Genomic DNA, 25,552 nt, shown 5'->3' on the forward strand with positions numbered 1-25,552 from the left:
GATACAGTTTCTCCTGCTCAGACAGGCACTTTATTACTTCCTCAGTGGTGACTTCATGTCACCACTCCATAGCTAGTACGGAGGCATTCCTCCCCCATGACCTTCGTACATTCCGAACGGATCGTTATCCAGAGCAAATCACCATAAACGGCAAGTCTTTGCCACAAACAGCGAAACTAGCGGACAGCGCCCCCCCAAGCCGATTGTCGAAGGTCATTCGCCAGTCATTCGCAACGGGTCCGTTTGTGATGGGCGCGTGCATAGCATGTTGGTGAATGAGCGCGATTGCGACAATAACTGGGAGATACTTTTGTGAATGGACGAAACTTTGACGAGCCAGCGTCAATGGCAGGAGGAACTTGCGCGCATGTGTTCAGCGCAAGACAAGTTTAAGGCTATCCGAACTGCATCTACTCAGGTATTAAACTGAACTTCCACCTGACGGCGAAATTATTCTTCAGCGGAGCCGGGTTGATTTATCACACCAGCTGATTGGCCACCCGTCGTCTCCGCGATAGACTGCTGCATCCAAGCGCGGAAGCGCGCCAATGTCACTTCATTCCAACGCTCACGCGGTCCAACTAAATAATATCCTCCGAGCCGAACATCGGTTCCAAGCAACTCGACGAGCCGCCCGGTGCGGAGATCATCAGCGGCAATCAGGCGTGTCGCGAGTGCGATTCCCTGCCCTGTTACGGCCGCGTCGACCGTAAGATTGGCTGACCAGAGCCGCGGCCCGTTCAACACTACTTCATGCCCATAGCCAGCCTGATGGAACCATTGTCGCCATTGATCGCGGCTTTCCTCATGTATCAACGGCTGATTCACGAGATCGTCAAGAGTGCGGATGGGTGCGTTCTTGCTGATCCAGTCCGGGCTAGCGACCGGGAAAATCCGTGGCCTTTCCAGCAAAATCCAGCGAGCATTCCCCTTCGGCGCCTCCAAATAGCGGATATCGACATCGGCGTCGTAATGCGTGAAATCGGGCTCTAGATCGGTGGCGCGCATGACGAAATCGATGCCGGGCAGCGCAAGTTGGAGCTGGTTGAAACGCGGCGCCAGCCAGCGCGTTGCGAGACCAGGGACACACCAGATTCGTAAAACCGAGCGGCTTACCGCCGGACGCAATTCCGCCGTCGATTTGGCGATCATGTCGAAAGCCATTCCCACAGTCTCGGCAAAAAGCCTGCCTTCCGTAGTCAGCCGAATGCCTCGTGGTCCAGCATCCACAAGTCGCGTGCCAAGCCAGGATTCAAGATTTCGCACATGTCGGGAAACGACCGTATGACCGACATTGAGATCATCCGCAGCCTTGCGCATCGAGCCGAGCCGGCTCACTGCCTCAAAGGCGCGCACCATTGAAAGCGGTGGTAGACGTCCGCGTTTGGCGCCACTTTCTGGCTCCTCTTCTGGCGATTTGGCGTTGCGCAAACATGCCTCCTTGAAAGTGAGTATTTCCACAAGTTTAAACGTCATAATGCCGAAAACCCTTCTTGTGTGAAATCAAATCTGGGGCTTGTATCACGAAGACTGACGCACAGTGGTCTATGACGAAGCGCCCATCGCTGACGGATCCTCAAGCCCTCTGAACCGAAGCTCCAGGTGGCTCGGCGTTCTACGCCTGTTCCACGAACTATCCGATCGATACCAAGCACGGCGTCATCGTGGGTGTGGAACCCACACCGGCTCATTGGACAGCCGAGATCGAGAGCACCAAGGCCATGATCGACCGCGTCGAAACGCAGTTCGACATCAAGCCGGAACGCCTGATTGGCGCCACCGCATATCGCAGCCAAAAGGCTAATCGGGATAATTTGTTAATTGCTCTGATCACTCTGCTACTGGTGTGGGTAAACCGGCAGGTCAGCGTCGAAACTTCCGCAGACCGAAACGCCAACGATCGCGGGCGCGGCGACTTGCAGGCATTTACTCACTCCCTCGAAGCAAGATTTCGCGATCATTTGACCATCGAGCAGTACGCGGTGGATGTCGGCATTAGTGCTGCCTATCTCAATGCGCTATGCCGCAAGCTGGTGGGCAATCAGCCTTGCAAATGATCAACGAAAGGTTGGTGCTGGAGGCTAAGTGCAGCCTGGTGTACACGATGATGACGATCAACCTGTTGACGCCGACAGACTGCACTCCTTTGGCAAAATCCTCCCATCAGGCAGGATGGACATTGTCAGCCGAACGCTGCTCCCATGGCGGACAAGGTGACCATGCCTCTACAAGCTTATCGATGAAGAGGCGTATCTTGGGGGACAGGTGTCGCTTGCTGGGGTAGATCACCCGGATAGGCTCTGCTGCCTCGACATACTCTGCAAGCAGTTGAACGAGCTTGCCGCTGCGTAGCTCATCGTTAACCACGTAGGACGGAAGCGTCGCAATTCCCAAGCCTGCGATAGTTGCTTGATGCAACGCTTCAGCGCTGTCCATCTGCAGCCGCCCAGCATGAGTGACCGAAACAGGCTGACCTTTCACACGGAAATTCCAGGGAAGCAATCTCCCCCCACTCACGAAATGCAGGCACTCGTGCGCGGACAGATCTTCGGGTGTTTGAGGCTTTGGATGCTCAGCCAGATACTTGGGCGAAACACAGGTGATCATTTGCTGATAAGCCACCGTGCGCGTGAGCAATCGAGAGTCCTCCTTGGGAGGGCCAATGCGCATGGCTAAGTCGAACCCCTCATCGATCAGGTCTACCAGCCTGTCCGAGAACGTGACGTCGATGCTGRGCGAGGGCCAATCTTTCAAACAGCATTCGATGTGATGAAGAACGTGAAGCCTGCCCAAGGCAACTGGCAGGCTCATCCGCAATCTCCCACTAGGTGTCGAACGACGAAACGCGAGCGCGTCCTCAACATCGTCGAGATCCTGTAAGACCCCAACACATCGCTCATACAGAACCTGACCGTCATCCGTCATGCTCAGGCTGCGGGTTGTGCGGTTGAGTAAACGCACCCGCAATCGGGTCTCTAGCCTGACAATCGACTTACCCACTGCCGAACGGGTAAGACCTAGTTGCTTGGCCGCAGCAGTGAAGCTTCCAGCATTTACGGAGCTTACGAAAGCGGCGATGTCGTTCAGGTTATGAATTTCCATACGACCTCAGCTTCTCACAATGGTGGGGGCGCCTTTGCACCCGTTATAGGGAACCAAATTCCCTAATAATAAGAATAATATCTCAATTAGCCACTCCATTGCCCACCGATCTATTGAGGTCAATATGAATACCGAAGTACAAACAGCCGTTCAAACCTGGGCCAACAGCCTGAGCGATTTGGTACCTGTTCTTAAGGGAATCGATACCAACACGAAAATGAGCGATATCCGCGATTCCTATGCAAAAATGCTTGCGCAGAATCCGGCGCCTGCTGGGGTCAAGTTTGAAGGCGTAGACATGGGCGGTGTCCCTGGCACGCTGGTAACTCCGGATGAGGTCAAGACCGACGCAGTCTTAATGTACATCCACGGTGGGGCGTACATAGTTGGTCGTCCTGACGGCTACCATGGCATTGGCGGCAACTACGCAAAAATGCTTGGAGCCCGGGTGTACATGCCTGACTACCGCCTTGCTCCAGAGCATAAGTTTCCAGCATCCATCGACGACACTTTGCGCGCATATGAGTGGTTGCTTGAACAAAAAATCCCAGCAACCAAGATTGCATTTTCAGGCGAGTCAGCTGGCGGCGCGATGGTTGTAAGCGTCATGGTGGCGGCAAAATCCAAAGGGCTTCCATTGCCTGCGGTCGGTTCCTCCATCTCGCCTTGGGCAAACCTTGAACACACAGGCGCCTCCATGAGCAACCGTGAAGGCCTCGATCCGCTGAACTCCAAGCCTGTTCTGGATATCCTTGCCAGAGCATTCCTGGGCGACACGCTGGCCAACCACCCTTTGGCTTCTCCTGTTTTTGCGGACGTCACAGGACTCCCACCAATTCTGGTACAGATTGGCGAGAACGAGCTGATGTTAAGTGACGCTATGCGCCTTGCAAACCACTTGGCGGACAACCGTGTCCGAGTCAATCTGGAAGTGTGGCCTGCAATGTTCCACGCCTGGCACTTCTACTACTGCATGCTGCCAGAAGGTCAGCAGGCGATGGAGAGCTCAGTACGCTTCATTGAGGCTGGTCTGGTCGACGCCAACCGCTGAGTCGAAAGTCAGAGCGCGACAGCTTTCCCGGTTGTCGCGCTTCTGCGCTTCTGCCCCATAGGGCCGCCATCACTGGACAAATGGCTAACAGACGCTGATCGCCACCGGAGGGTCCGTCGCACATCAAACCCACCGGAACACAGGTATGATCCGAGTTGCCACGTTTTCGCCCCGAGAAGGTACGCGCCTTTGTCGAGCTATTGGAAGTTAGAGGGCAACAACGTCTGTGTATTGCTAAATAACGTTTGGCCGATTAATCACGCGGTGCTCCGCACTGCTAATGCTTCCACTAACACCATCACGCTCTACACAGGTTAGATTTTCAAGTCACCTTCCAAGGATTCTGACGCCACTTGTTCTGGAAGAACTCGATAAATACCCGAATACGTGGACTCAGGTGTTTTCGATCTGAATACAACAAATAGATAGGTTCAATAACCCCTGACTTGAACTCCTCCAGCAGTGGCACCAGCGTTCCGGCTTTTACATCGAGTCCAATGTGGAAATCGGCAAGTTTTACGACCCCGGCCCCCGACAGGGCCATGTCTCGCAGTAGATCACCTTGAGTAAAAGACGCACTGGCTGTAACGGGGACCGAGACCCCCTCACCGTCTTGAAGAAACGACCACTTGTTCCAAGGGCTGACAAAGCTGAAGTTAAAGCATCGGTGGTCCAACAGATCTGCCGGTTTAGCCGGAATACCATGCCCGGACAAGTACTGCGGCGACGCACAGATCAGCCATTCACACTCACCTATTCGCTTGGCTATACGCGAAGAGCTGGGCAGCACTCCGCTGTGGATGGCGATATCGAGCCCCTGTTCGAAATGGTCAACGAATTGCGCACCCAACTGAATTTCAACATCCAGTGATGGATACAAATCCAGAAACTCAGGAAGCCAAGGCACTATTTGGTGCTTGGCAAAAGAGGTCATGGTGTGAATACGAAGGGTTCCACTGACTCTCGAGGGCAGCGCTTCAGCCAAGGAGTCAGCCTCGTTCATGGCCTCAACGACTGCCTTGGCACTACGCAGGTAAGCGGCGCCCTCCTCGGTCAGCGTCAGAATGCGTGACCCTCTCTGGAAAAGCCGAACTTGCAGTCGGTCCTCCAATCGAGTGATCAATTTACTGACTGCCGATGGAGTAATGTTATGAGCGCGAGCAGCAGCCGAAAAGCTTCCACACTCGGTAGACCAGATAAAGGCGAGTAGCTGTGAGTAATTGTCCATGCCCTATCCTAACGTAAATTGTTCAGACTCATGCTCCCTGAGCGACCATAAAAAAACGCGCCGAAGCGCGTTTTTTATGGTCCGAGTTACCGGATGAACTGCTCAATGTAGTCGTCTGGCAAACCCAGCGCTTTATAGTGAGCGCGGGCGGATTCGAGCTTGGTAAAAACGTCTTCATAGCCCACTGCAACACCCTGAGGATCGACGTAAGTGTAGCCACCTTGAACGTGGAACCAGGTGATCATTTCTTCGACATCTTCAGGCACGAACAGGGTGTGAGTTTCACCTGGAGGCTCATACGCAAAAGAGCCCTCTTCGGCTACCCAATCGTGTTCGAGGTAATACCAGCGCCCCTTCAGAACGATCGCATGCACGCCGCCGGTGTGCCGGTGACGAGAAAGCACGCCGGCCTGGCGCACACGCAGAAGGTTGATGTAATACCCGCCACTTGTGTTGAGCAGAAGAGGCTTGAACGAAACAGATTTGGTGACTGGTACCCACAACTCGTCATCTTCCAGCCATTGGGTCATTACACCCGGGTGAACCATGTCTGGCGTCATGTAGGGAACTTGGGGCAACTGATACGGAATCGCGAGTTCATCAGGTTTGACAGGAGTATTCATTACTGGACCTCTCAGTTTTTATTAACGAATTCACAGCACGATGAGTGCGCTCTGATTTCCGCTGACTGAAAGGTTATGGCAGTGATCCCGCGATGAAAATAGCTACAATTTCAAACCACCTGTGACGCACAGTCATAGGGAGCGAGAGTCCTCCGCCGAGCATGTAGCCGTCGGAATCAGGACTTCACAGGGGCGGTGCTTTGCCTTACTACAAGATCAATTTGAACACGCTCACGCCTGGCAACCGGCCGGCCTTCGATCATCGCAATAATGTTATTAGCGCTACTGATGCCAATGTCGGTCGAGGGTACACAAACAGTCGTGAGCGCTGGTACCGAGACCGCCGCGAAGTCGATGTCATCAAAACCGGTAATGGACAACTCTGTAGGCACATGGATGCCTTGTAAGCGCGCTTCTGCAATGGCCCCCATACAGGTTACGTCCGTACTACAGACAATTGCAGTTGGCCTTGGCGTCAGCTCCATCGCCATCCTGAGCCCCGCCCGGCCGCCTTCCAGCGTAAACGGCTGCTGAATGATCTGCGTGGGCGCCAGCTCAATCCCCGCCTCCTTCAATGTATCTGCAACCCCCTTGAGCCGGTATTTAGCCCGCTCGTTGTAGGCCACAACTCCACTGATCATTGCAATATTCTTGTGACCTAGATCCACAAGATGTTTAGCCACCATGCGTCCCCCTTCTTCGTTGCTGAAACCAACGCAATGGTGAGGGTGAGAACCGTCCAATGACCACATCAGGATTAAGGGGCAATGCGAGGCATCAAGCGCGTCATACACTACTGGACTGTGTTCCGTCCCCACTAGCAACAACCCCTCAACACCCCGCTCAATCATGTTGCGCACATTGATCAGCTCGCGCTCCTGGTCATACTCATGGGACGAAATGATCAGGTGGTAACCCAACTCATTCAGACGCTGCTGAAGGGCCTGAACCGCTTCGGCGAATACGGGGTTGTTGAACGTGGGAAAGATCGCACCGATGCTGTGGGTTCGGCGCGAAGCGAGCGCCCTCGCTGCTCCATCTCGGACATAGCCAAGCTTGAGGACCGCCGCCGCAACTTTTTCGAGCGTCGCAGGTTTTACCAAGTGGGGAGTTGAGAGCGCCCGGGATGCACTGCCGATGGATACACCCGCCAATTCGGCAACGTCTTTAAGTTTGGGCTTTTCATTTTTTTTCATTAAAAAGTCAGCATTCCTGGAACGGCGCGGTGACTGACGATCGCCGCCAATCAGCGACCAAGCCTCGGTTTTTTCGAGGTAGGACCGATCGTTATGCTAACAACTTTTTAAATTGGAAGGGATGATTCGAGCACACTAAAAAGAGGGGATCCGAAGCCCCCCTAAAGCGTCGATTCTATTTGATAACGATCGGGTTGACCGGCGCCCCGGTGCCGCCAACCACCTTCAAAGGCGCTGCGGTATAGAGGAACGTCCATTGATTGTCCTCGGCACAATCCGCCGCCAGAGGATCCAGTTGCGCGATCTCGGTCAACGTGACGCCCAGGTTACGCATCAGGGCATTGTGAAGAGGCAATGCCACACCCGAGACGGGATCAACTGTCACTTCGTTGGCGATGGTGTCGGTGACGAGGTTGGGAATTTCCATCTCGTGAAACCAACTGACCAACTCCGGGCTGTAAGTGAGACCCGGCTCGATGAAATCTTTATAAAACTCTTCTGGGTCTCGGTAGTAAAAAGAGCCAATCCAGCCAGTTCTGATGATCAGGATGTCACGTTTCTGAATCGTCACACCTTGAGCTTCAGCGGCCTTCATCAAGTCCACATGATTAAAAGTCTCGCCAGGGTCAAGAACGTCCTTGCCGCGATACCGCGCGATGTCGATCAGAATGCCTCGCCCGACCACACCTCGCTCGCCGATCGGTGCGACGCTGGCCTTGGCCAATGAACCGATCGTGGTATCAGCGTCATAACCGTTCCAGATTTGATCGTCATACCAAACGTGACCTAAGGCATCGTATTGAGTCGACCCCTGAAGATGAAAAAACATCACGTCATCGGCATACTCATAAGACCCCGGAAAATGCGGGCCCTTGCCGCAGTTGTAATGGCCCCTGTCCATGATATTCATCCGTTTGGCCTGCGAGCGCCCAGGCCAGATCGGGTCGCCTTTGGGATCGGCCATTCGGACCTGCAATGTGAAGGTCTTGCCTTGCTTGACCTCGGCAATGCCCTTGAGTACTTCAACGCCAGTCAAATAGTTGAGAGCGCCTACCTCGTCGTCCGGGCCCCATTTGCCCCAGTTTTTAGGAGAGTCTTTCAGCAGTTCGTGAATATGTGGCACAGTTTTTTCGTTCATTTTTACGATCTCACTTTTTGTATTTATAAGACAGCGCGGGCCGTTGATTGAAGCCGGATCACAAGGCAGATGACTTGGCATTTGTCAGACGTGAGCCGATGTTGTCAGCCGCTGCCAAACCATTAACAAGGCGCTCGTAGTTCAAGGGTGGATTCATATTTTTGGCATAGGCAGCCGATAAGGTGGCTTGAACCATTGTGTTGATTTGCGTCGTAGTGAACGGCGTGTTCTGGCCCAGTTCAGCGAAGGTGACGGGCAACTTCACGTCATGCAGTAAACGGGCAACCTTCTCGATCTCGTCGACAGGACGTTCCTCCACCGCCATTTGCACCAGGGTACCGAAGGCAACCAGCTCACCGTGAAGCATTGAGGCCATGGTCGGAATGGCTGTCAATCCGCGTACCAGCGCATGGGACAACGACAACCCGCCGCTTTCAAAACCAACGCCACTGATCAACACGGTGCCCTCGACTACCCGCTCGACGTCGTCATTGACCTCGTTACGACAAACCGCCTGATAAGCCGACACGCCGTACTGCATCAGCGTGTTGAACACCAGATCGGTCAGCATCAACGCGGTGTGCAGCGCGGGGGTTCCAAAAGAGTTATTGCCACCAGCGGAATGGCATTGATGGGCTTCAAATTTTTTACTGATGGCATCACCAATGCCCGCAGCAAAGAACCGTGCCGGTGCCTGAGCGATGACATGAGTATCAACGATGACGGCTGAGGGGTTCATCTTCAGGTACTCCACTCCCACCACTTTGTGGTCATCATCGTAGAGCACGATCAGCCGACTGGTCGGCGCGTCACTCGAGGCAATGGTCGGGCAAACAATGATGGGAGCGTTGAGATTGACCGCCAGCCCCTTGGCCGTATCAATCGTCTTACCTCCGCCCAGCGCGATGATGGTGTCAGGCGAATGGGGCAAGGCTTGCTCAGACAACAGGGCAATGGCTGCGTGGGTGCATTCACCCGGAAATTCGATGTGCAAAGGCTCGAAACCATGCGCTAGCAAAGCATTGCCAACCTCCGGCCACAAATGCCTGGCGACGAACTCATCGCACAAAACCAACGGACGAGACCGTCCCATGTCGGTCAGTACTCTGCCCAACTGTCTCAAAGCTCCAGGGCCTTGCTCGTACCGCCCTGGGAAACCCATCGCTTTGACCATGGCTGATGCCCTCCAAAAAAGTGATTACTTTTTAGAATCGGGTCGTCAATTTCTGTTGAACGACCCGGTCAAACTCATTCTTTTTGACCTTCGGTCGTTACCGCATCAACCATCCGCCCGCCACATCGACGACTTGGCCAGTAATAAAATCGCTTTCGCTCGATGTGAGGAAGCACGCCGCCCTAGCCACTTCAAGCGGTGTTCCCAGCCGACGTAGTGGTGTCTCGTCGACAACCGCCTGGTTGGCCTGCGCCGAAACGGTTTTGAGCAACGGGGTTTCGATTCGCCCTGGCGCTAATGCATTTACCGTTATCCCAAACGGCCCCAACTCACCGGCCAAATGACGGGTAAAACCAACGATGGCTGCTTTGGTGGCGCTGTAGTGAGCCGCCACTATCGGCAAAAACGCACTGCCCGCCACTGAAGACATGTTGACGATGCGGCCAAAGCCGCGCTCCACCATCCCAGGCGTCAAAACCCGGACCAGGTTGAATGAGCCATTGAGGTTGATGTCGACAACCCGTTGCCATTCCTCGGGGCTCATTGTCCAGATCGGCGCAGGAGCGCCATCGTGCTTTGGCGATATACCTGCGTTGTTGATCAAGGTATCGATAGGGCCCAAATCCTGGCCAAAACGGTCACAGGCGTCAGCGCATTCTTGATAATTAGCCACATCGGCTTTGGCCCAACCGACCGTAAACCCTGCCTCTCGCAGCAGTTCAGCCTGCTGTTGAACCTTCACTGCATCGGCATCGACCAGGGCGACCGCAGCACCTTCCTGGCAATACAGTTCTGCAATAGCAGCGCCAATACCACCACCGGCTCCAGTGACCAAAACGACGCGCCCGGAGTGTCTAGAATTTGTCATAGCGTGTTCTCGTCTTTGTTGCGGAGTAATAAGCGCACAGCCACAGGTCGACTCGATCAGAGCCCCAGGTAGGCACGTTTGACATGAGGGTTATCGAGGAGCTCCTGGCCCGTGCCGCTCAGCACTACCTCGCCGTTTTCAAGTACGTAGCCTCGATGCGCGATACGCAGGGTATGGACGATGTTTTGCTCGACGATCAGCACGGTTGTTCCCAGCTCCAGGATCTTGTTGATGATCTCGAAAACCTGCGAGACCAGCAGCGGCGACAAGCCCAACGACGGCTCGTCGAACATCAATAGCTTGGGCTCGGCCATCAGGCCTCGAGCGATGGCGACCATCTGTTGCTCACCACCCGAAAGCGTTCCAGCGTTCTGATCCAGGCGCTCACGAACCCGTGGAAAGAGATCCAGAACATCGTCGAGACGTTTTTTGTAACCCGCACGAGCGCTGCGTTTGTAGGCCCCCATCAACAGGTTGTCGCGCACGCTAATGAACGGAAACAACTGACGCCCTTCCGGTATCAACGTCAGGCCGGCATCGACAATCTGATCCGGACGATTGCCGTCAATTCGCTGCCCTTCGAATTCGATCGTGCCCTGGGAGGGGGTAACGATGCCGCACAGACTGCGCAAAGTCGTGGTTTTACCCACACCGTTGGCACCGACGATGGTCACCACTTCACCGGCATTGACCTCGAAAGAAACGCCACGAAGGATTTCAGTACCGCCATATCCGCTATGGATGTTATTGAGCTTAAGCATGGCTGTACTCCTTGCCGAGATAGGCTTCGATCACCTGTGGATCGCTGATGACATCCTTCGGCTCACCTTGCATGAGCAAAGCCCCGGAGCTGATTACGATGATGCGGTCCGACAGACTCATGGTTGCTTGCATCAGGTGTTCGATCATCAAGACGCTGACGCCGGAGTCGCGGACTCTGCGAATGACGGCGATCGCCTTGGCCACATCCGTTGGGTTGAGTCCGGCCATCACTTCGTCCAGCAACAATATCCGCGGACGAGTCGCCAGGGCACGGGCCATTTCAAGCCGCTTCATACCGCCGACGGTGAGGTTGCGTGCACGAGTATCCAGCAGGTTGGTGAGCTCGGTCAGTTCAGCGACTTGCTCCGCGACTGCCCTCGCCTCCTTCGCATCAGCCGTGTGCATGAATGCACCGAGCATGATGTTTTCGCAGACACTCAAATCAGCGAACGGTTGAACGATCTGGAAGGTGCGCCCGACACCGGCTTTGGCGAACTCGGCCGGGCTGCTTGGGGTAATCCATTGCCCGTTGCGCAGGCGGACCTTGACCTGGCCTCTGGAGGGCAGCAGGAAACCCGAGAGCTGGTTGAAGACAGTGGTCTTACCCGCGCCATTGGGCCCGATCACCCCGACGATTTCGCCTTCGGCCAAGCTCAGCGACACATCGTTGGTCGCATGCAGCCCGCCGAAGAATTTGTGCAGATTTTCAGCAATCAGAATGGGTTCGCCGCTCATTACCGATTGCGGCTCAGGCGCAGGGGATTTAACTGCCCTCACAGCCGCAGCGAGTGGCCGACGTCCACCGGGTAATGCGTCGATCCAGCCGAACACACGCGCGCCAAATCGCCCCACCACACCCTGCGGAATCGTCAGTACGACCACCACCAGTACAATGCCGTAGACCAGGCCGTGAACACCGCTGCCCATGTCGCCAAGCCAGCCACGCGCAAGCTCCGCCAATGGCAATACCAACAGCGTCCCGATCAATGGCCCCGAAACAGTGCCCAGACCGCCGATCAGCGCGAACATGGCGATCTGAATCGACATCTCCAGCGAGAACATTGAGCCGGGCTCGATGAAGGTCAGATACATCGCATGGAAACTGCCCACCAGGCTGGTGAGAAATGCCGATAAGACGACCGCGATCAGTTTGACTTTGACCGAGTTCACACCGACCGCATGCGCCGCGTCTTCACGCTCGCGAACTGCAATCAGGTAATAACCCAAGCGTGAACTCTTGATCTTCCAGGACACCGCCAAGGTGATGATCAGAAAACCAAAGGCGATCAGCAGATAAGGCCAGCGCGGGCGAAACAACATCCATTCGACGCCCAGCTTAAGCGGTACGCCCAAGCCAGCGGCTCCACCGGTCACGTCATGTTGATTGATGGCCATCAACCGCACGACTTCCAGTACCGCAATCGTCGCCAGGGCAAAAAACGGCCCGCGCAATCTGAAGCAAGGCCAACTGATCAACACCGCCACCATTGACGAAAGGATGGCGCCGGCGAACATCCCAATCCACGGACTGATGCCGAGATTGATCATCAGCAGCGTGGTGGTATAAGCCCCAACACCATAAAAAACCGCATGGCCCAGCGAGAGCTGACCAGCAAAACCTCCGACAATGTTCCAGGCGCTCGCGAGCGCTGCATAACTGCAAATCAGGATGAACAGGTGGTAAACGAAAGGAGAACCAGCCGTGAGCGGAATGATCAATAACGACGCCAGAACCAACACACTGACATAGACACGCGGATGCAGAATATTCATGACCATTCTCCTTATTCAGACCCGCGACCGGCGCCAAACAGGCCTGTCGGACGGAACACCAGGATGCTCAGGAAGATCGAGAAATAAACGACTTCCTTCAGGTCTGGAGCGATGTAGTAACCCGCAAGGCTGTCGACGATTCCGATCAGCATCGCGCCTACCAAAGCCCCCGAAAGACTTCCAAGACCGCCGAGTACAACGATCACAAATGCGGTCAGGACAAAGAACGTCCCCACCGTAGGGAAAACCGGGTATTGAGGTGCGATGAGGCCAGATGCGACGCCCAGGCAGGCGCAGCCCAAACCGAATGCGAAGATGTAGATCTTCTTCACGTTAACGCCCATCAACTGCGCCGCGTTGCGATGTTGCGCGGTAGCCCGAACGGCTCGGCCCAGAAAGGTGTTTTGCAGGAACCAGTGCAACCCGGCGACCAGAACCAACGACATCACGAACGTGATCAGCTGACCACTGCTTGCGCGAAAGGCGCCCAGGCTGACAGTCCCGGTGCCAAAGCTGACGTTCTGCACGGTCATGACGTCGGCACCGAAGATCAGTAGAGCGCCATTCATCAAGGCGATTGAGACACCTACTGTCGCAAAAATCTGAATATGCCCTTCAGCGCTGAGCAAGGGCTGGATGATGAACCGCTGCATCGCGGCGCCAGCAGCAAACAGAATGATCGTTGTGGGAATAATCGCCACGTAGGGATGAATCCCAAAGTGAGCGTTCATCAAATACACCGCGTACAGACCTATCATCAGGAACTCGCCGTGGGCGAAGTTGACCACCCTCACGATCCCGAAAATAAGCGTCAGACCTATGCTGATAATGGCCAACGTGCCGCCGAGCAATAAGCCGTTCAAAAGGAGCTGGATGAAAATTTCCACGGTTTGCGCCCTCTTTGCGAGCGAACGAATCCGTGAAGCTCCACGATCGAGCTTCAACTGGATTACAGGCTTCAGGGTTGGTCGGAAAAACGCGCTTTTGTCACGGCCGCAGCTTCGGGGTAAACAGTTTTCAGTACCCCGTCCTGCCACTGCATGATTGCCGTATTGGCTCGTTGGTTTTGGCCATTCTCAGCGAACTTGGCTCCGATACCTGCGGCCGTACCGCCGACAGGAATATCCACACTCGCGACCGATGCACGGATCGCATCGGCGTCCAGGGACGCACTTTTTTCCATGGCATCAAGAAAGACTTTCGCACCGACATAGTTGATCAGGCTATGACCTGATCGCGGCTCACTGCCAAAGCGATCTTTGTAGGCTTTGGCGAACGCACTGATGCCTGGAGCTCCATTTTCATTGGTTTGAAACTGAGGAAAATCCACGTCCAGAACACTTTCCATATTTTCAGCGCCGACGACCTTTACGGTGTCCTGCATGGAATATCCGCCACCCGCACCGACTACGGCTTTAGGTTTGAAACCGGCTTCACGGATCTGACGGAAAAACAGTGTCGTATCGTTCTGATAACTGGTCTGCAATACCACGTCCGCTTGTGCACCTTTCAAGCGAAGAATCAGCGACGAGAGGTCCACGGCTTTGGCAGAATACGGAAGCACCTCGACCACGTTCAGCCCTTGCTCTTGCGCCAGCCGCTTCTGGAAGCCAGCGATGGTCGTACCGTACAGGGCATCCTCATGGATGATGGCAATCTTGAGTTGCTTGGGATCGACCTTCAGCGAGGGGCCCACAATTTGCGTAATCGCCGTGATCGTCCCTTCAGCGAAATTTCTGGCGGTTGGGTTGCTACGCATGACGTATTTGAGGTCTCGCTCGGTGATGTTGTCGGAGACCGCACCGAGCTCGAAATACGGCACCCCGGCCATTTCCGTAACCTGCGTGGCAGCAAATGACAGGGCTGAGGAATAGCTGCCGAACACGGCGGTCACATTTTCAACAGACGTCAGTTTGCGGGCGGCACCTACAGCCTGGCCTGCGTCAACCGCGTCGGCTTTGAGCAGTTTGATCTGCTCACCTTTCAAGCCTCCGGCAGCGTTACGCTCCGCGACCGCTATTTCGAGGCCACGATAGCTCTCATCACCGAGCAGAGCCAAAGAACCGCTGAGGGGATAAAGGGCACCCATTTTGATGTCCGCGTATACGGCAATCGGGGTCGTCAGGGAAAGCACAACGCAGGCGGCTTTAACCCAGTTTTTTGTACTCATTGTTGTTATCTCCTGGTTTGGCGCCAGCGCATTTGGGCACCATTTGAACCGCTTCATATCTTTTAAACGACGCTCATGAAAGCCATCGTGCGCGTGGATATGAAAGGTTCTGTTTTAAATTTGTTATTAACCAAGCTCATTTATGAAGCGCTTCATATTTATTTCAAAAAATTGAGCAGCGTCAAGCGCTCAGTTAGGATTGCCAATCTGAAAACGCTTCAAATTTTCGTGACCCACGGGCATGAAAAAACCTGAAGCGCCCGCGACATGCAGGCGCTCCAAAAATAGGACTGATAGAGACAGTATGTGCTCGTGAAAGCATCCGGACTTAAACGCTGTGAACGAAAAATGTTGCCCTCATACGCGTGGGTTTAAATAGAACTCGATGATCGCGGGAAGTACCTGCTCGGGCGCTTCCAAGGTCGGGCTATGCCCAATCTTGCTGAGCCGGATCAATTTCGAGTTCGGCAATTCTCGCTTCATCTCATCGGACCACGCTGGAGGTCGCGGCATGTCCTCCTCACCGTTGATGATCAGCACCGGAATATTGATCGAAGACAACAGAGAGACAGAGCTTTCACGATGCATAACCCCTTTCATCGCAGGGCGCAGCGTTTTTGGCAAAACCTCAATGCGATCGCGCCAATACGCTACCAGCGACTGTTTTTCAGGGTTATTGCGCGTGGTCTTGCCGAACATTACTTCCATGGTCATATCGAGAATTTCGCCCGTGAAACCTTGCTCACCCGCATCAACAACCCATTGCGCAAATCGCGCCCCTTGCTCCGGCGGCTCACCGCAGGCCGATGACCCAGCCACCACCAGGGACCGAAACAGATCCTGCCGTTTGGCGATTAGCCGGAAAGCGACATCGCCGCCCATCGACTGAGCCATGACATTGATTGCCTTGAGTTGCATTACTTCAATCAGCGCGGCCATGTCGTCAGCACACTGATCCATGGTGATGATGTCGACATCATCCAGTGCGCTTTTGCCCTGCCCCCGGAAATCTGGCCGTATGACCCGAAATTTTCCGGCTGCAGCCTGCACCAGACCGTCAAACATAGTCCCGTCGAGAAAGCAGGAGTGAAGACAAAGAACGACTGGAAGATGGGTCTCACCTGTATCTTCGACCCAAAGTGTCGTGCCATTGACCTGAATATTTTTACCTTGCGAATTGGCGCCCGACAGCATGTTGATTCTCCTCAAAGACAAGCCTTTCAAATGAGCGAACAAGGCAGTGCGCGCACCACAGCTCATTTATTTTTTATTAAGTGAGAGGGCTGCTTATCGTCGCAGCCACCCCGGTTATCTTTGGACGTCGAGCGTGTCAGCCAGCATTTCCAAGCCCTGCTTCATGCAGGAAGCTTCGGACGGTGTCACAGAACTCAAGAGGGTTCTCAGTCATTGGGTAGTGACCCGTGCCTGCAAGCACTGCAATCTTGCTGCCGGGAATTCTTGATGCCGTTTCTTCGACTTTTTCCTGGTAGACCAACCAATCAGCATCACCGCGGAGCAGCATCACCGGCGCCTTGATTTTGCCCACCTGGGAGCGCTGGTCAAAATTGGCGTAGCCTGTCAGGTCGCCGCGCATGACTTGCGGCGTCGTGCGGGAAATCTGCCAAACAACTTCTTGAGCGCGGTCGGGCGGAGTCCGATAGCCAGTCATCGAGCGCGACCATGCACCAATGATTTGCGTACCATTCATCAGCAGCATGTCGAGAAAGAAATCCGAAACTGTTGGCGTGTAATCCGCACCTTCGGCTGAAATGATCGCGCTGTAGGCGTCGGGTTTACGGGCCCCCAGTTCCAACACAAGGTTGCCCCCCATGGAACATCCGATGATCGCTGGACGTTCCAGACCCAGGGCCTGCATCAACCGCTCGTTGAACTCGGCGTGGCGTGTCAGGCTATGGAACGGACCGGAAGCCGGGGGCTCCGACTTTGAATGTCCGGGTGCATCGATTGCAATCACCCGAAACTCATCGGAAAGGCCGTCAAGTACATGGCGATACATGAGCGAGTCCTGGGACGCGGCATGGAAGCAGACGATGGGATGGCCCTGCCCAGCCTCCTCGTAATACACGCGGATGCCATCAACAGTAATGTAGTGCCCTGTGGTTTCCTTGCCCGACGGTTTGGGGACGGGGGACCAGGAAACGGTGCTTTCTACTTTTGCCTTGCCTACACGCTTCATGGCATCAAATGCCCGGGCCATTACATCTACGTACTGCCAGGCAGCGACAACATTCCCTTCTAGCTCAAGCTTGCCCAATCCTGGCGAGAGGGCCTCGAACCAATCGATCTTGCCTTCCAGAACGCGCTGCCACTCTTCATCCGGACCGGATACGACGATGTCTGCGCCCAACGGGCTACCTTCAGGAAAAACGGCTACTACCTTGCCGCAGAGAACCGCCAAAGTGGAAAAACCGCTGTCGTGCTTAAACTGGATCCGACCATCGAAATAGCGCGCTGCAGCTGTCCAGTCAGCATCGCTGTTGAGCTCTTCGGCAAATTGATTCAACCACTGACTGTCTTTGATGAGTGACATTGTAATTTCTCCTGACATTGGACATCCCACGAGGGATTTTTTATAGATTGCAGGCGTGACGTATTGAGTTTGTTCGACGATCTCAGCTCGCCATGTTGCAAGACGCTTTGGAAACCAACGCTTTGTCGTGCTTGAGGAACCACCCGGTGGTTTCGCGAGTGAAGAAGGCCGTCACGAGCGCAGCAACAATCATCAGCCCGGAAATGAAATACAGGGCGTAGTTGTAGCCGGACACTTGATCGAATCCACCACCGGCGCCAATGAACATGCCGATCACGAAGGGACCGAAGCCGCCTGCGTAAATACCCACGTTAACAATGGAGCCCGCAATGCCGGTGGTGCCAGGCTTGGCCGAGTCAAAGGCAATCGCATACAGCAGCGTGTAGGGCGCATTCATCGCAAACCCGGCAAACAGTTGGATGCAGATCAGCCAGGTCAGGCTCACTGACGAGAACTTGAAAAGGTACATACCGATTGCCAGCCAGGCGAACACGACGATCAGGCACAACTTGCGACCCAGCCGATCCGAGATCCAGCCCCAGGCTATTTGCCCGAGCCCTCCGGTGATGGTGAACAGCACCGAATAGGCTGCCGCCTCGGCGAAGTTGTAATGGGCCACGAACGCCAGGTATTGCGGCAACCAGAAACTGATCCCGAAATAACCGACGATAGCGAGCATCGAGACCAGCGCGATGGTGCTGATATTCGGATTGCGGATTGCGGAGCGAAAAGCACCTTCGGGAGCAACGACAGTCCCTTGCGCTGCGCTCAGTGCCGGAACGGTTTCACCTGCATCACGCACATGATCAACAAAGGACTCGTAGCGCTTTTTGGTGCAGAACCACCAATAGATGGAGAAGATGATGATCATCGGTACTGGGAACAGCAGAAAAGCCAGGCGCCAGTTTTCAGGACCGTAGGCGTTCAGCAATGCACTGATCGCCAGGCCTCCAATCAGCGTACCCCACGGATAACCCGTGTGATGCAGACCCAATGCAAAACCGCGCCGCTCGCGAGACCACCACTCGGACAAGGAGGTGACTTCGATAGCTTCACCGGCACCACCGAAGGCGTGGGAAATCACCTGCAAGGCCACGAGCATGCCCAATGATGCGGTCAGGAAGTTCAGCCCTGTCAAAAAGGTGAACAGTGTGTAGGCAACTACGATCGGCAGGTGACGATACTTGCGCATCCAGCCCTGCCCGCCTTTATCCGCCCAGATCATGCAAGGCACGGCGATCAAGGACGTTGCGATGGTGATGAACGCTGCGAGCAGCCCCGTCAGTTCTGCACTGGTTTTGAATTCGCTCGTGATCGAGGGCAACACCATGAAGAACATCTGACGTGAGTTAGCGTCCATGGCATAGACAAGCCAGAGCAAGGCCATTGCTCCCCACGAGGCGGCTCCAGCGCCTTTGGAAACCAGTGTGAACGACGCAACGGCACCAACTTTTTCTTGAGCGAGTCCCATAGGATTGTCTCCCGCTGAGTATTATTTTTATTGTCCCGACTGATGATCAGTGCAGAGCACGCGCATCGTCGGGTTTGCAGGTGGTTGCCGGACACTAAAAGCGTTGGAAAGCACCGTGCCCAAGATTACGGCTCGACAAGATTTGATGGATATAGCTAGAAAAGCACACCTGCTTTGAATTTTAGGCACAGGTAGTGGGCGAACGAGATTTGCTTGATGAGGCCAGCGTGCCAATTGCGCCTGAGCACAGTTCAAGAGCAGCTCCACCGCGATTAGGATTAGCTTTCGCAAAGTGCGTTAACGCAAAAGCCGAGAGGCATGTTGCGTCGAGTCGGCAAGTCCCTCCAGTCACCATTTACGCTGATATCCGGTCGCCCCGTTGCCCCGGTTGTTGCAGCCGATACACCTTTGACCCACGTACCGGAATTTCATTAACCCTGTTTCGAACCCCGAACTCGTTGTTGCATTTTGCTTTTCAGACTGCGGGGTTGGGTCAGCGTAGTGTCGGCACCCGGGTCAATAATGCGTCGACGGAAACATTTAGCGCCGATCTCGGTTTCGCAGAGCATGATCGGTGCCGTCCCACCGAGCGCTTTATTCGGTGCCGACATCCACTGGGTGGCAGCCGCTTGGCTTTCAACGATCCTCTCGGCCAAGTGACTGAGCGTAGCAATTCGGTCCACACGTTCGGAGGCGACAGGATCAAGGTTCTTTTGCGCTCGCCGTCRTCTTTCAAGGGTCGAAATTGATGCATTGAGCAGCGTTTCCAGGTGGCGGTCCTGAAGGTTGAAGGCCAAACGAACCACCTGGATGAGGTCGGCGGGCAACCCTACTTTTATTTGGTGCAGCCTCCGCGCATCCGTCAGCGACTCTCGATGGGAACTGAATCGCCAAAAGGCCGCGATGCCCTCCTCTCGGGACACAGCTTTCTTTTTTGCCGGACGTCGAGTCGCAGTTGAAGTGCTCATTAACACTTCCTCCCAATGATGTCCCATCCAATGGAATATGAGCTAACGCCTGTCTAACCGGAAGCGCCATTGAGCGCCAGTGGAATTCCATAACGCCCTAGGTCGATAAGGCGATGGAGCCCTTTCCCCTCTACGTATCCACAGACCAGGATCAGCTGCTTAGGGCTGATGATGAGTGGCCACGGCGGTCAATCGATGCTGGAGCTCAGGAAGGGCTCGGTCAGTCGGTCGCCCCTTCGCTCTTCGAGCTGCCCGGCCCGCAGGATCTCGTTTGCATGGGGATAATGCCGTAACAGCTGGCGGGCCTGACGTCGCATGGACGCTGAAAGCGCGGAATCTTCTGCAAGCTCGACCAGAAAGTCTCGTGTCTGGATGAGTGCGCGCGTGCGCTCGTTCGGCATCGTCATGTTCTTCTCCTCGCACACACCGTGCACGGTCCCGCCGCGCTGAGTTTGATGGCGTCTGCCGACTTTTCTGCCCGGTCAATCACCTACAGCCTACACCCAAACCAAGACCGCCCATGGACTCTATCGCCGGGATCCGCCCGGGCTGTTCGTGAATCACGCCCCTCGCCGCCTCGGCGTACCGCCACTCGAGCCTCTGCGCACCAAAACCGCGATCAGGTTTGAGAATCTTGGTTTCTCATACCTGTGGAATCGCTTACTTCAAGGGTGAATTAGCCTGGTTGTACAGCTGTAATAACGTAGTCCGTAGCTCACTACGAAATCGTCGCGACGCAGTCATTTTGACTCATCCGGATGACGCCGCCAGTCACCGAACGGCGCGTCGGCCTCCACGTAGCGCAGGGCGCTGTGCACGTCACGCCAGCCGACATACTCCATCAACGCCTTGGTGCTCCATTGGTTACGCGTGGCCCAGGTAGCAAAACCGCGGCGCAAGGAATGCCCGCTGTAGCGCTCCCCGGCGACGCCGCCGCGGGTCAAAGCCCGGCGCACCACCCGCGCCACGCTGTACGGGTGCAGGGCCTCGGTGGACAGGTGGCCCCAGCGATCGATGGCACAAAACACCGGCCCCTGCTGCAATTGACTGAGGCTCAGCCACTCCTCATATGCCTGAACCGGACACAGGCGTTTTAATGCCGGCACACTGACGCTGCGGCCCTGATGCTCACGGTCGGACTTGCTGCTGGCGAGGAACAGACTCAGCCCTTCGCCCGGCACGAGCTGATTGGCTTCAATGCGCAGGCGGCACAGGTCATCACTGCGAAACGCACGCCAAAAACCCAGGAGCAGCAAGGCCTGATCGCGACAGGCGCGCAGGCGCACGGCCACGTCCGGCGACGCTGCCTCGACTTGTAATGCAGCCACGCACTGCTCCAGTTCGCGCAGTTGCAACGGTTCGGCTTGCCGGACCTGCCGCGGGTGCAGCGCCTGAATACCGCGCAACACGTCGCGCACTTGCGGGGCTTTGGTTGGGTCGACAAAACCATGCTTCAGATGCCAACGCGCCAAGGCCGCCAGGTGGCCGCGCAAGGTGCTGATCGACAGGGCTTCAGCGTGCTCAGCCAGATAACGCACAATGCTGTCACTCGACGCTGGGAGAAACCCACCCCAGCCCACCTCAAAATGCGCCACGGCCTGTTCGTAGCGGCGCGTGGTGCTTTCCCGCCGCGCCGCCTGCAGGTACCGCTCCGCGGCAGTGGTCATCCCCTACCCTCCTCGCCCGGCGGGCTTGTACCGGTGTGGACTAAACAGATTGTCGTCTTGATCAGAAACCAGGCAAGTCAAATGGCATGCGTCATACTGCTTAAGAGCCGGAAATCCTACAGGAGCTCCTGACATGGCCCGTGGCGGTATCAACAAAGCTTTGGTGCACGCCGCGCGTGATGCCTTGTTAGGGCGTGGGCTGCATCCGAGCATCGACCTGGTCCGCGTTGAGCTCGGCAATACCGGCTCGAAAAGCACCATTCAGCGCTACCTGAAGGAACTCAACAGCAGTCAGGCCGCCAACCTCGGGCCGTCGCCCACCCTCAATGAAAAATTGACCACCTTGGTGAGCAGTCTAGCCGAGCAATTAACCCAGGAGGCGCGTGACGCCGTCGCTGACGAGCAAGAGCACCTCGCGCAGCAGCAGGCCAGCTATGCACAGGCGCACGCGCAGCTACGCGAACGATTGGAGCAATCGCTGACCACCATCACCCTCCTCACCGACGAGCTGGAACAGCAGCGGCAGCGCGAACGTGGGCTGCGCGAGCAATTACAAGACAGCGAGGGCGAACGCCAACAACTGCGACAGCTAGTGGCAGGGCAGCAACAGATCCTTGAAGAGCGGGCCCAGCAGCTGCAATCACTGGAGGACAAACATCAGCATGCCCGAGAGGGACTTGAGCACTATCGACAGGAACAACTGACTCAGCGCGGGCAAGAGCTGCGCCGGCACGACGAGCAGACCAATCAGCTGCGCCAGGAACTGCGGTCCTTGCAGAACGTGCAACTGGCCAAACAGGAGGAACTGGTCCAGGTGTACCGTGAGCAGGAACGCTTGCGCAATGAGCATCGGGTACTGCACGCACAATTTCGTCAACAAACCCAGACCCTGAGCGATACCCAACAGGCCCACGACGTACTGGCGATCAAGCTGCAACAAATGCAGACCGAGTACGCCGTATTACGGGAACGGGTCAAACCGTACCTGCTTCAACACCGCGAAAACCGCCGGCAGTTGCGGGAGCAGGCACGCCAGATTGAAACGCTGCAAACTCTCCTGCGCCAATTGACGCCCCCCGGCTAGGACCGGAGGTTTCGCTCGGAAGCCGGTGCCTACAAGATTGTTATCGAAAAATAGGTTGGCGCCGGAGATTAGGCGCATGCGGTGTTGCTACCAAGGCGGGTCCTGTGCCCCCCTGTAAAAGCTCTGACAAGCAACACCGTTAAAACGCCAATCCCTCTGCGACCTCAATCAACAATTCTTCAACCAAGCGAGTGCCCGGGCTGGTGGAGAGCAGTGCAATGGGATTTTCACCTGAAAAGCGCGCCTTGGATTTGCTCAGCCATCGCTGGGCTTTGTGGGTGTCCCCAAAGACCGTCTGGGCCATGGCCGTGATATGCGCAAGACGAAACAGGCGATCACTCTCAGCCACGCTCAGGCGCTGACCGTGAGTCAAGCGGGTTTTAAGGGCCTTGAGCGAAATGATGTGGTTGCACGCGTCAGGGCTGAATACCCCCAAGTCGCAGAGCGTCTTAATACTCCCCGGCGAGAACCCCGCCTCGATCAACGCATGGATGTCCAGGTCAGAGGCATCGGTGGGAATAGGTAAAAACATTTCCAGCCGGACCCGGTAGGCTCGGTAAACATCATTGCGCATGACTTCAGCAAACATGATTCGCCTTTTGAGTTTGGCATCGCGCTTAAAGCTTCGGCTATCTTCACTCAGTGTGAAGATGGGGTGGTCGGAAATCCACGGTGGTCACCTTTTCTAATGCTCAGACCGGGGCCCCTTTTAATTGGTAAACGTCTTTTGCTGGCTGCCTAAGGGGGTGAATTCAGGTCGATGTGGCAGTCCGGTTACCTGCCAGCAATCCGACCGGTTCCATGTCTCTACCCGCCGACAGTGCGATGTCCAAGAATCGACTTGCACAGGTGCGCGCCCTGAGCGCTGCTTGGGCTTCGAGCTGAAACTGCTCAGCGAGGAGCCATTGGTACGTTTTGACTTTGCGCTTACCTTTCATCACGGCTCTCGTAGTGAGTCACGCATGTCTATGCCCTGGCAGACGTGAAGCAATGAGCGGAGTGCCTTGGATTTCTGCAGTCTCTACTCCCGTCGTCCAAAAGATATCACGCACTATCTGTTCAGGGTGGGCCGCGCATCTCTTAGACGCCCGCTTCGGACCTGAAGCTCCATGTTTAAAAACAGGATGAAAAATGCAAGTCCAGAGTTGCCAATTTAGCACCCGTCGGACTGTGCGCAGTTAGCGGCCAATGAGATGACRATGCGGGTTGCTCGAATTGAGTCCGACAACTGCTCTCAGTTGGAGACGTCCGTGAAAATGCGACCCCATTCTCGGACGAGCAGGATCCGGCACGCCGACACTGCACCACCGAAGCAGCGTTGTGAAACCGTTTGCATATTGTCTTCAGTTACATAGGTAATCGTTTGCCCACGCTCATCGAGTAAAACGCCGCCAGCTCCTCTTAAAAGTGCGTGGCCTGCGACAACGTCATGTGCAGAAACTGGATAAAGCGAGATGCCACAGACCCCCTCACCGGCGGCGACTTTGGCGAGCCTATAGGCAATGGATGGCATTGCGACAAAGGTGCTGGGTTGGCAGAGGGCTCTGTTGAGCTCAGGCTTGTAGATTGCAGCGGCACTGACCATCACGAACTCGCCGCTCGACAAGGTTTTGGTAGAAAGCTGTGACAGCACCGATTGTCCGTTGCGGCTCACCTCGGCCATGCCTTCTGCCCAAGCAATGCAATCAGGGGCGCCCTCAACGGTGACGGGGGCATATACCACACCTAATACCGGCGTTTGTTTGTGCAACAGACCGATGGACAGGGCTGAGCCTTTGAGCCCTTTGAGGAAGTCCGTGGTCCCGTCGTTCGGGTCAACGACCCAGCACCATGGATGGCCGGTTAGACGATGCCCGGTTTCCTCTCCCCAGAAGTCGCAAGGGAAAAGCTGCAGCAGATGCGGACGCAAAAACTGTTCGATCTCTTCGTCTACGGCGGCCTTGTCACCTTGACCCCGTGGCCCGTCCACACTCGCCCACTCGGCAATCAGCAGCTCGCCGGCGCGAATAACGATCTCAATGGTCTGGGTGAGCAGCGGTTCAAGGTTGATCTTTTGCACGAAATGGGATGCCTTGAAGTTGGATGGGGTAATACGAGGGACCTCGACTGAGGCGCGAAGCGAGTAGCCCCTCAGCCGTCTAATCAGCTGTCAGTCAGACGGGCAACAGCATCGCTCAAAACTCGTGCGCGCCACTTGCCGCAGGACGACAATGGGCCTCGCCCTCCATCTACGCCTGGACTGAATGCTGTTACCTGGCCAGCGTAACCGCTGCGAAAGGGTTGCGTTGACATCAAGATACAACCTCTTCGAGGGGTGAGGATTGTCGAGTCACTGTTCAATGTGTACGCCCTTGTGCCTCGACCTGGACCAGTAAACAAGCCGCTTTGCCATGCTGGGTGATGACGAAAGCATGCCCTTGCGCAACTAACACCAGCAGACGACGCATCCGCCGGCGATCCTGGCTTTTGCTGTAGGTGGTACGCATGGCCGATACCCTGACTGTATCTCGATATAGCGTAGCCTTTTCACGCCATGCTGCGACCTCAACGCATGCACGCCACCTCAACACTTGGGTTGGCGACAACGAGTTCACAAGTTAATAACGTCCAGGATTCTAGGCGCTACTGGGTTAAGCCTGTCGCTGCGCCTAAAATCCTAGGCATTAGCTGAACGAAGAGTTAGGTTGCACGATGGTCGGATTGCCGCGCGGCTGGTAGCCCGCAAG

The 25,552-nt window shown here is 55.5% G+C and carries 24 protein-coding genes and 1 pseudogene; 4 read left to right on the forward strand and 21 right to left on the reverse strand.

Translation table 11 applies throughout. From position 1 onward, the window contains the following. Window positions 1–450: 450 nt before the first annotated feature. Window positions 451–1,431 carry a LysR substrate-binding domain-containing protein gene (locus AC1DU9_RS15695; RefSeq protein ID WP_223457487.1) on the reverse strand — a complete coding sequence of 327 codons (981 nt, stop codon included), beginning with the start codon at window positions 1,429–1,431 and terminating at the stop codon, window positions 451–453. Between the two features lie 122 nt (window positions 1,432–1,553). Between AC1DU9_RS15695 and AC1DU9_RS15700 the strand changes: the two are divergent. After that, window positions 1,554–1,787: pseudogene (locus tag AC1DU9_RS15700) on the forward strand (IS5/IS1182 family transposase); the annotation flags it as partial. A 376-nt stretch (window positions 1,788–2,163) separates the two neighbouring features. Here AC1DU9_RS15700 and AC1DU9_RS15705 read toward each other — a convergent pair. Then, complete coding sequence (locus AC1DU9_RS15705; RefSeq protein ID WP_477810451.1) at window positions 2,164–3,102, reverse strand: LysR family transcriptional regulator; 939 nt, start codon at window positions 3,100–3,102, stop codon at window positions 2,164–2,166. A 124-nt stretch (window positions 3,103–3,226) separates the two neighbouring features. Here AC1DU9_RS15705 and AC1DU9_RS15710 point away from each other — a divergent pair, with 124 nt between their 5' ends. Next, on the forward strand, window positions 3,227–4,153 hold the full coding sequence (locus tag AC1DU9_RS15710; protein WP_223457483.1) for an alpha/beta hydrolase: 927 nt from the start codon (window positions 3,227–3,229) through the stop codon (window positions 4,151–4,153). 322 nt (window positions 4,154–4,475) lie between these two features. On the opposite strand, the gene AC1DU9_RS15715 is transcribed toward AC1DU9_RS15710, so the two are convergent. The 10 genes from AC1DU9_RS15715 to AC1DU9_RS15760 all read right to left on the reverse strand — a co-directional run bounded on the left by AC1DU9_RS15715 (window position 4,476) and on the right by AC1DU9_RS15760 (window position 15,085). Further along, window positions 4,476–5,381: a LysR family transcriptional regulator gene (locus tag AC1DU9_RS15715; protein ID WP_223457480.1), complete on the reverse strand. Its 906-nt coding sequence runs from the start codon at window positions 5,379–5,381 to the stop codon at window positions 4,476–4,478. An 86-nt stretch (window positions 5,382–5,467) separates the two neighbouring features. Next, window positions 5,468–6,004, reverse strand: coding sequence for a 2,4'-dihydroxyacetophenone dioxygenase family protein (locus tag AC1DU9_RS15720; RefSeq protein WP_223457479.1), 537 nt, complete (start codon window positions 6,002–6,004; stop codon window positions 5,468–5,470). A 176-nt stretch (window positions 6,005–6,180) separates the two neighbouring features. Beyond that, entirely contained in the window at window positions 6,181–7,200 is a 1,020-nt protein-coding gene (locus tag AC1DU9_RS15725; protein WP_223457477.1) for a LacI family DNA-binding transcriptional regulator, read from the reverse strand. A gap of 175 nt (window positions 7,201–7,375) precedes the next feature. Beyond that, window positions 7,376–8,338, reverse strand: a complete 963-nt coding sequence (locus AC1DU9_RS15730) for a cyclase family protein (RefSeq protein WP_223457475.1) — start codon at window positions 8,336–8,338, stop codon at window positions 7,376–7,378. A 58-nt stretch (window positions 8,339–8,396) separates the two neighbouring features. Next, window positions 8,397–9,512, reverse strand: a complete 1,116-nt coding sequence (locus AC1DU9_RS15735) for a glycerol dehydrogenase (protein ID WP_223457472.1) — start codon at window positions 9,510–9,512, stop codon at window positions 8,397–8,399. A 97-nt stretch (window positions 9,513–9,609) separates the two neighbouring features. Beyond that, window positions 9,610–10,347 carry an SDR family oxidoreductase gene (locus tag AC1DU9_RS15740; RefSeq protein WP_263289552.1) on the reverse strand — a complete coding sequence of 246 codons (738 nt, stop codon included), beginning with the start codon at window positions 10,345–10,347 and terminating at the stop codon, window positions 9,610–9,612. An 89-nt stretch (window positions 10,348–10,436) separates the two neighbouring features. Continuing rightward, window positions 10,437–11,141, reverse strand: a complete 705-nt coding sequence (locus AC1DU9_RS15745; protein WP_223457468.1) for an ABC transporter ATP-binding protein — start codon at window positions 11,139–11,141, stop codon at window positions 10,437–10,439. Beyond that, the gene (locus tag AC1DU9_RS15750; RefSeq protein ID WP_223457653.1) at window positions 11,134–12,882 is read right to left on the reverse strand and encodes a branched-chain amino acid ABC transporter ATP-binding protein/permease; all 1,749 of its coding nucleotides are present in this window, start codon (window positions 12,880–12,882) and stop codon (window positions 11,134–11,136) included. The genes AC1DU9_RS15745 and AC1DU9_RS15750 overlap by 8 nt, the downstream gene beginning before the upstream one ends. Before the next feature lie 44 nt (window positions 12,883–12,926). Further along, window positions 12,927–13,802, reverse strand: coding sequence for a branched-chain amino acid ABC transporter permease (locus AC1DU9_RS15755; protein ID WP_223457466.1), 876 nt, complete (start codon window positions 13,800–13,802; stop codon window positions 12,927–12,929). 71 nt (window positions 13,803–13,873) lie between these two features. After that, window positions 13,874–15,085, reverse strand: a complete 1,212-nt coding sequence (locus AC1DU9_RS15760) for an ABC transporter substrate-binding protein (protein WP_223457464.1) — start codon at window positions 15,083–15,085, stop codon at window positions 13,874–13,876. 75 nt (window positions 15,086–15,160) lie between these two features. Here AC1DU9_RS15760 and AC1DU9_RS15765 point away from each other — a divergent pair, with 75 nt between their 5' ends. Continuing rightward, a complete protein-coding gene (locus AC1DU9_RS15765) occupies window positions 15,161–15,340 on the forward strand; it encodes a hypothetical protein (RefSeq protein ID WP_223457462.1) in 180 nt (59 codons plus the stop codon). 102 nt (window positions 15,341–15,442) lie between these two features. Here AC1DU9_RS15765 and AC1DU9_RS15770 read toward each other — a convergent pair whose 3' ends face one another. The 6 genes from AC1DU9_RS15770 to AC1DU9_RS15795 all read right to left on the reverse strand — a co-directional run bounded on the left by AC1DU9_RS15770 (window position 15,443) and on the right by AC1DU9_RS15795 (window position 21,742). Then, on the reverse strand, window positions 15,443–16,279 hold the full coding sequence (locus AC1DU9_RS15770) for an alpha/beta fold hydrolase (protein WP_223457460.1): 837 nt from the start codon (window positions 16,277–16,279) through the stop codon (window positions 15,443–15,445). A gap of 136 nt (window positions 16,280–16,415) precedes the next feature. Further along, window positions 16,416–17,636: an alpha/beta fold hydrolase gene (locus AC1DU9_RS15775; RefSeq protein WP_223457458.1), complete on the reverse strand. Its 1,221-nt coding sequence runs from the start codon at window positions 17,634–17,636 to the stop codon at window positions 16,416–16,418. Window positions 17,637–17,718: 82 nt separating this feature from the next. Next, window positions 17,719–19,107: an MFS transporter gene (locus tag AC1DU9_RS15780; protein ID WP_223457456.1), complete on the reverse strand. Its 1,389-nt coding sequence runs from the start codon at window positions 19,105–19,107 to the stop codon at window positions 17,719–17,721. A 431-nt stretch (window positions 19,108–19,538) separates the two neighbouring features. Next, window positions 19,539–20,075 (reverse strand): antitoxin Xre/MbcA/ParS toxin-binding domain-containing protein, encoded by a 537-nt coding sequence (locus AC1DU9_RS15785; RefSeq protein ID WP_477810452.1) that lies wholly within the window; start codon window positions 20,073–20,075, stop codon window positions 19,539–19,541. Window positions 20,076–20,263: 188 nt separating this feature from the next. Next, complete coding sequence (locus AC1DU9_RS15790) at window positions 20,264–20,482, reverse strand: BPSL0761 family protein (protein WP_223457451.1); 219 nt, start codon at window positions 20,480–20,482, stop codon at window positions 20,264–20,266. 333 nt (window positions 20,483–20,815) lie between these two features. Further along, on the reverse strand, window positions 20,816–21,742 hold the full coding sequence (locus AC1DU9_RS15795; protein ID WP_223457449.1) for a site-specific integrase: 927 nt from the start codon (window positions 21,740–21,742) through the stop codon (window positions 20,816–20,818). A gap of 133 nt (window positions 21,743–21,875) precedes the next feature. On the opposite strand from AC1DU9_RS15795, the gene AC1DU9_RS15800 reads away from it, so the two are divergent. Beyond that, on the forward strand, window positions 21,876–22,826 hold the full coding sequence (locus AC1DU9_RS15800) for a DNA-binding protein (RefSeq protein WP_223457447.1): 951 nt from the start codon (window positions 21,876–21,878) through the stop codon (window positions 22,824–22,826). A gap of 139 nt (window positions 22,827–22,965) precedes the next feature. On the opposite strand, the gene AC1DU9_RS15805 is transcribed toward AC1DU9_RS15800, so the two are convergent. The 3 genes from AC1DU9_RS15805 to AC1DU9_RS15815 form a co-directional block, all read right to left on the reverse strand. Further along, window positions 22,966–23,415: an antitoxin Xre/MbcA/ParS toxin-binding domain-containing protein gene (locus AC1DU9_RS15805; protein WP_223457445.1), complete on the reverse strand. Its 450-nt coding sequence runs from the start codon at window positions 23,413–23,415 to the stop codon at window positions 22,966–22,968. Window positions 23,416–24,060: 645 nt separating this feature from the next. Then, window positions 24,061–24,885, reverse strand: coding sequence for an inositol monophosphatase family protein (locus tag AC1DU9_RS15810; protein ID WP_223457443.1), 825 nt, complete (start codon window positions 24,883–24,885; stop codon window positions 24,061–24,063). Between the two features lie 277 nt (window positions 24,886–25,162). After that, window positions 25,163–25,312, reverse strand: a complete 150-nt coding sequence (locus AC1DU9_RS15815; protein WP_223457441.1) for a hypothetical protein — start codon at window positions 25,310–25,312, stop codon at window positions 25,163–25,165. Window positions 25,313–25,552: the final 240 nt, after the last annotated feature.

Source organism: Pseudomonas sp. P4_C1 (genome assembly GCF_056402155.1).

Coding starts and splice junctions, on each gene's coding strand:
- AC1DU9_RS15770 (WP_223457460.1), bottom strand. CDS start 16,279: ATGCTGTCGGGCGCCAATTCGCAAGGTAAAAATATTCAGGTCAATGGC.
- AC1DU9_RS15760 (WP_223457464.1), bottom strand. CDS start 15,085: ATGAGTACAAAAAACTGGGTTAAAGCCGCCTGCGTTGTGCTTTCCCTG.
- AC1DU9_RS15800 (WP_223457447.1), top strand. CDS start 21,876: ATGGCCCGTGGCGGTATCAACAAAGCTTTGGTGCACGCCGCGCGTGAT.
- AC1DU9_RS15815 (WP_223457441.1), bottom strand. CDS start 25,312: ATGCGTACCACCTACAGCAAAAGCCAGGATCGCCGGCGGATGCGTCGT.
- AC1DU9_RS15710 (WP_223457483.1), top strand. CDS start 3,227: ATGAATACCGAAGTACAAACAGCCGTTCAAACCTGGGCCAACAGCCTG.
- AC1DU9_RS15790 (WP_223457451.1), bottom strand. CDS start 20,482: ATGACGATGCCGAACGAGCGCACGCGCGCACTCATCCAGACACGAGAC.
- AC1DU9_RS15745 (WP_223457468.1), bottom strand. CDS start 11,141: ATGCTTAAGCTCAATAACATCCATAGCGGATATGGCGGTACTGAAATC.
- AC1DU9_RS15725 (WP_223457477.1), bottom strand. CDS start 7,200: ATGAAAAAAAATGAAAAGCCCAAACTTAAAGACGTTGCCGAATTGGCG.
- AC1DU9_RS15765 (WP_223457462.1), top strand. CDS start 15,161: ATGAAAGCCATCGTGCGCGTGGATATGAAAGGTTCTGTTTTAAATTTG.
- AC1DU9_RS15730 (WP_223457475.1), bottom strand. CDS start 8,338: ATGAACGAAAAAACTGTGCCACATATTCACGAACTGCTGAAAGACTCT.
- AC1DU9_RS15780 (WP_223457456.1), bottom strand. CDS start 19,107: ATGGGACTCGCTCAAGAAAAAGTTGGTGCCGTTGCGTCGTTCACACTG.
- AC1DU9_RS15795 (WP_223457449.1), bottom strand. CDS start 21,742: ATGACCACTGCCGCGGAGCGGTACCTGCAGGCGGCGCGGCGGGAAAGC.
- AC1DU9_RS15735 (WP_223457472.1), bottom strand. CDS start 9,512: ATGGTCAAAGCGATGGGTTTCCCAGGGCGGTACGAGCAAGGCCCTGGA.
- AC1DU9_RS15805 (WP_223457445.1), bottom strand. CDS start 23,415: ATGTTTGCTGAAGTCATGCGCAATGATGTTTACCGAGCCTACCGGGTC.
- AC1DU9_RS15775 (WP_223457458.1), bottom strand. CDS start 17,636: ATGTCACTCATCAAAGACAGTCAGTGGTTGAATCAATTTGCCGAAGAG.
- AC1DU9_RS15715 (WP_223457480.1), bottom strand. CDS start 5,381: ATGGACAATTACTCACAGCTACTCGCCTTTATCTGGTCTACCGAGTGT.
- AC1DU9_RS15720 (WP_223457479.1), bottom strand. CDS start 6,004: ATGAATACTCCTGTCAAACCTGATGAACTCGCGATTCCGTATCAGTTG.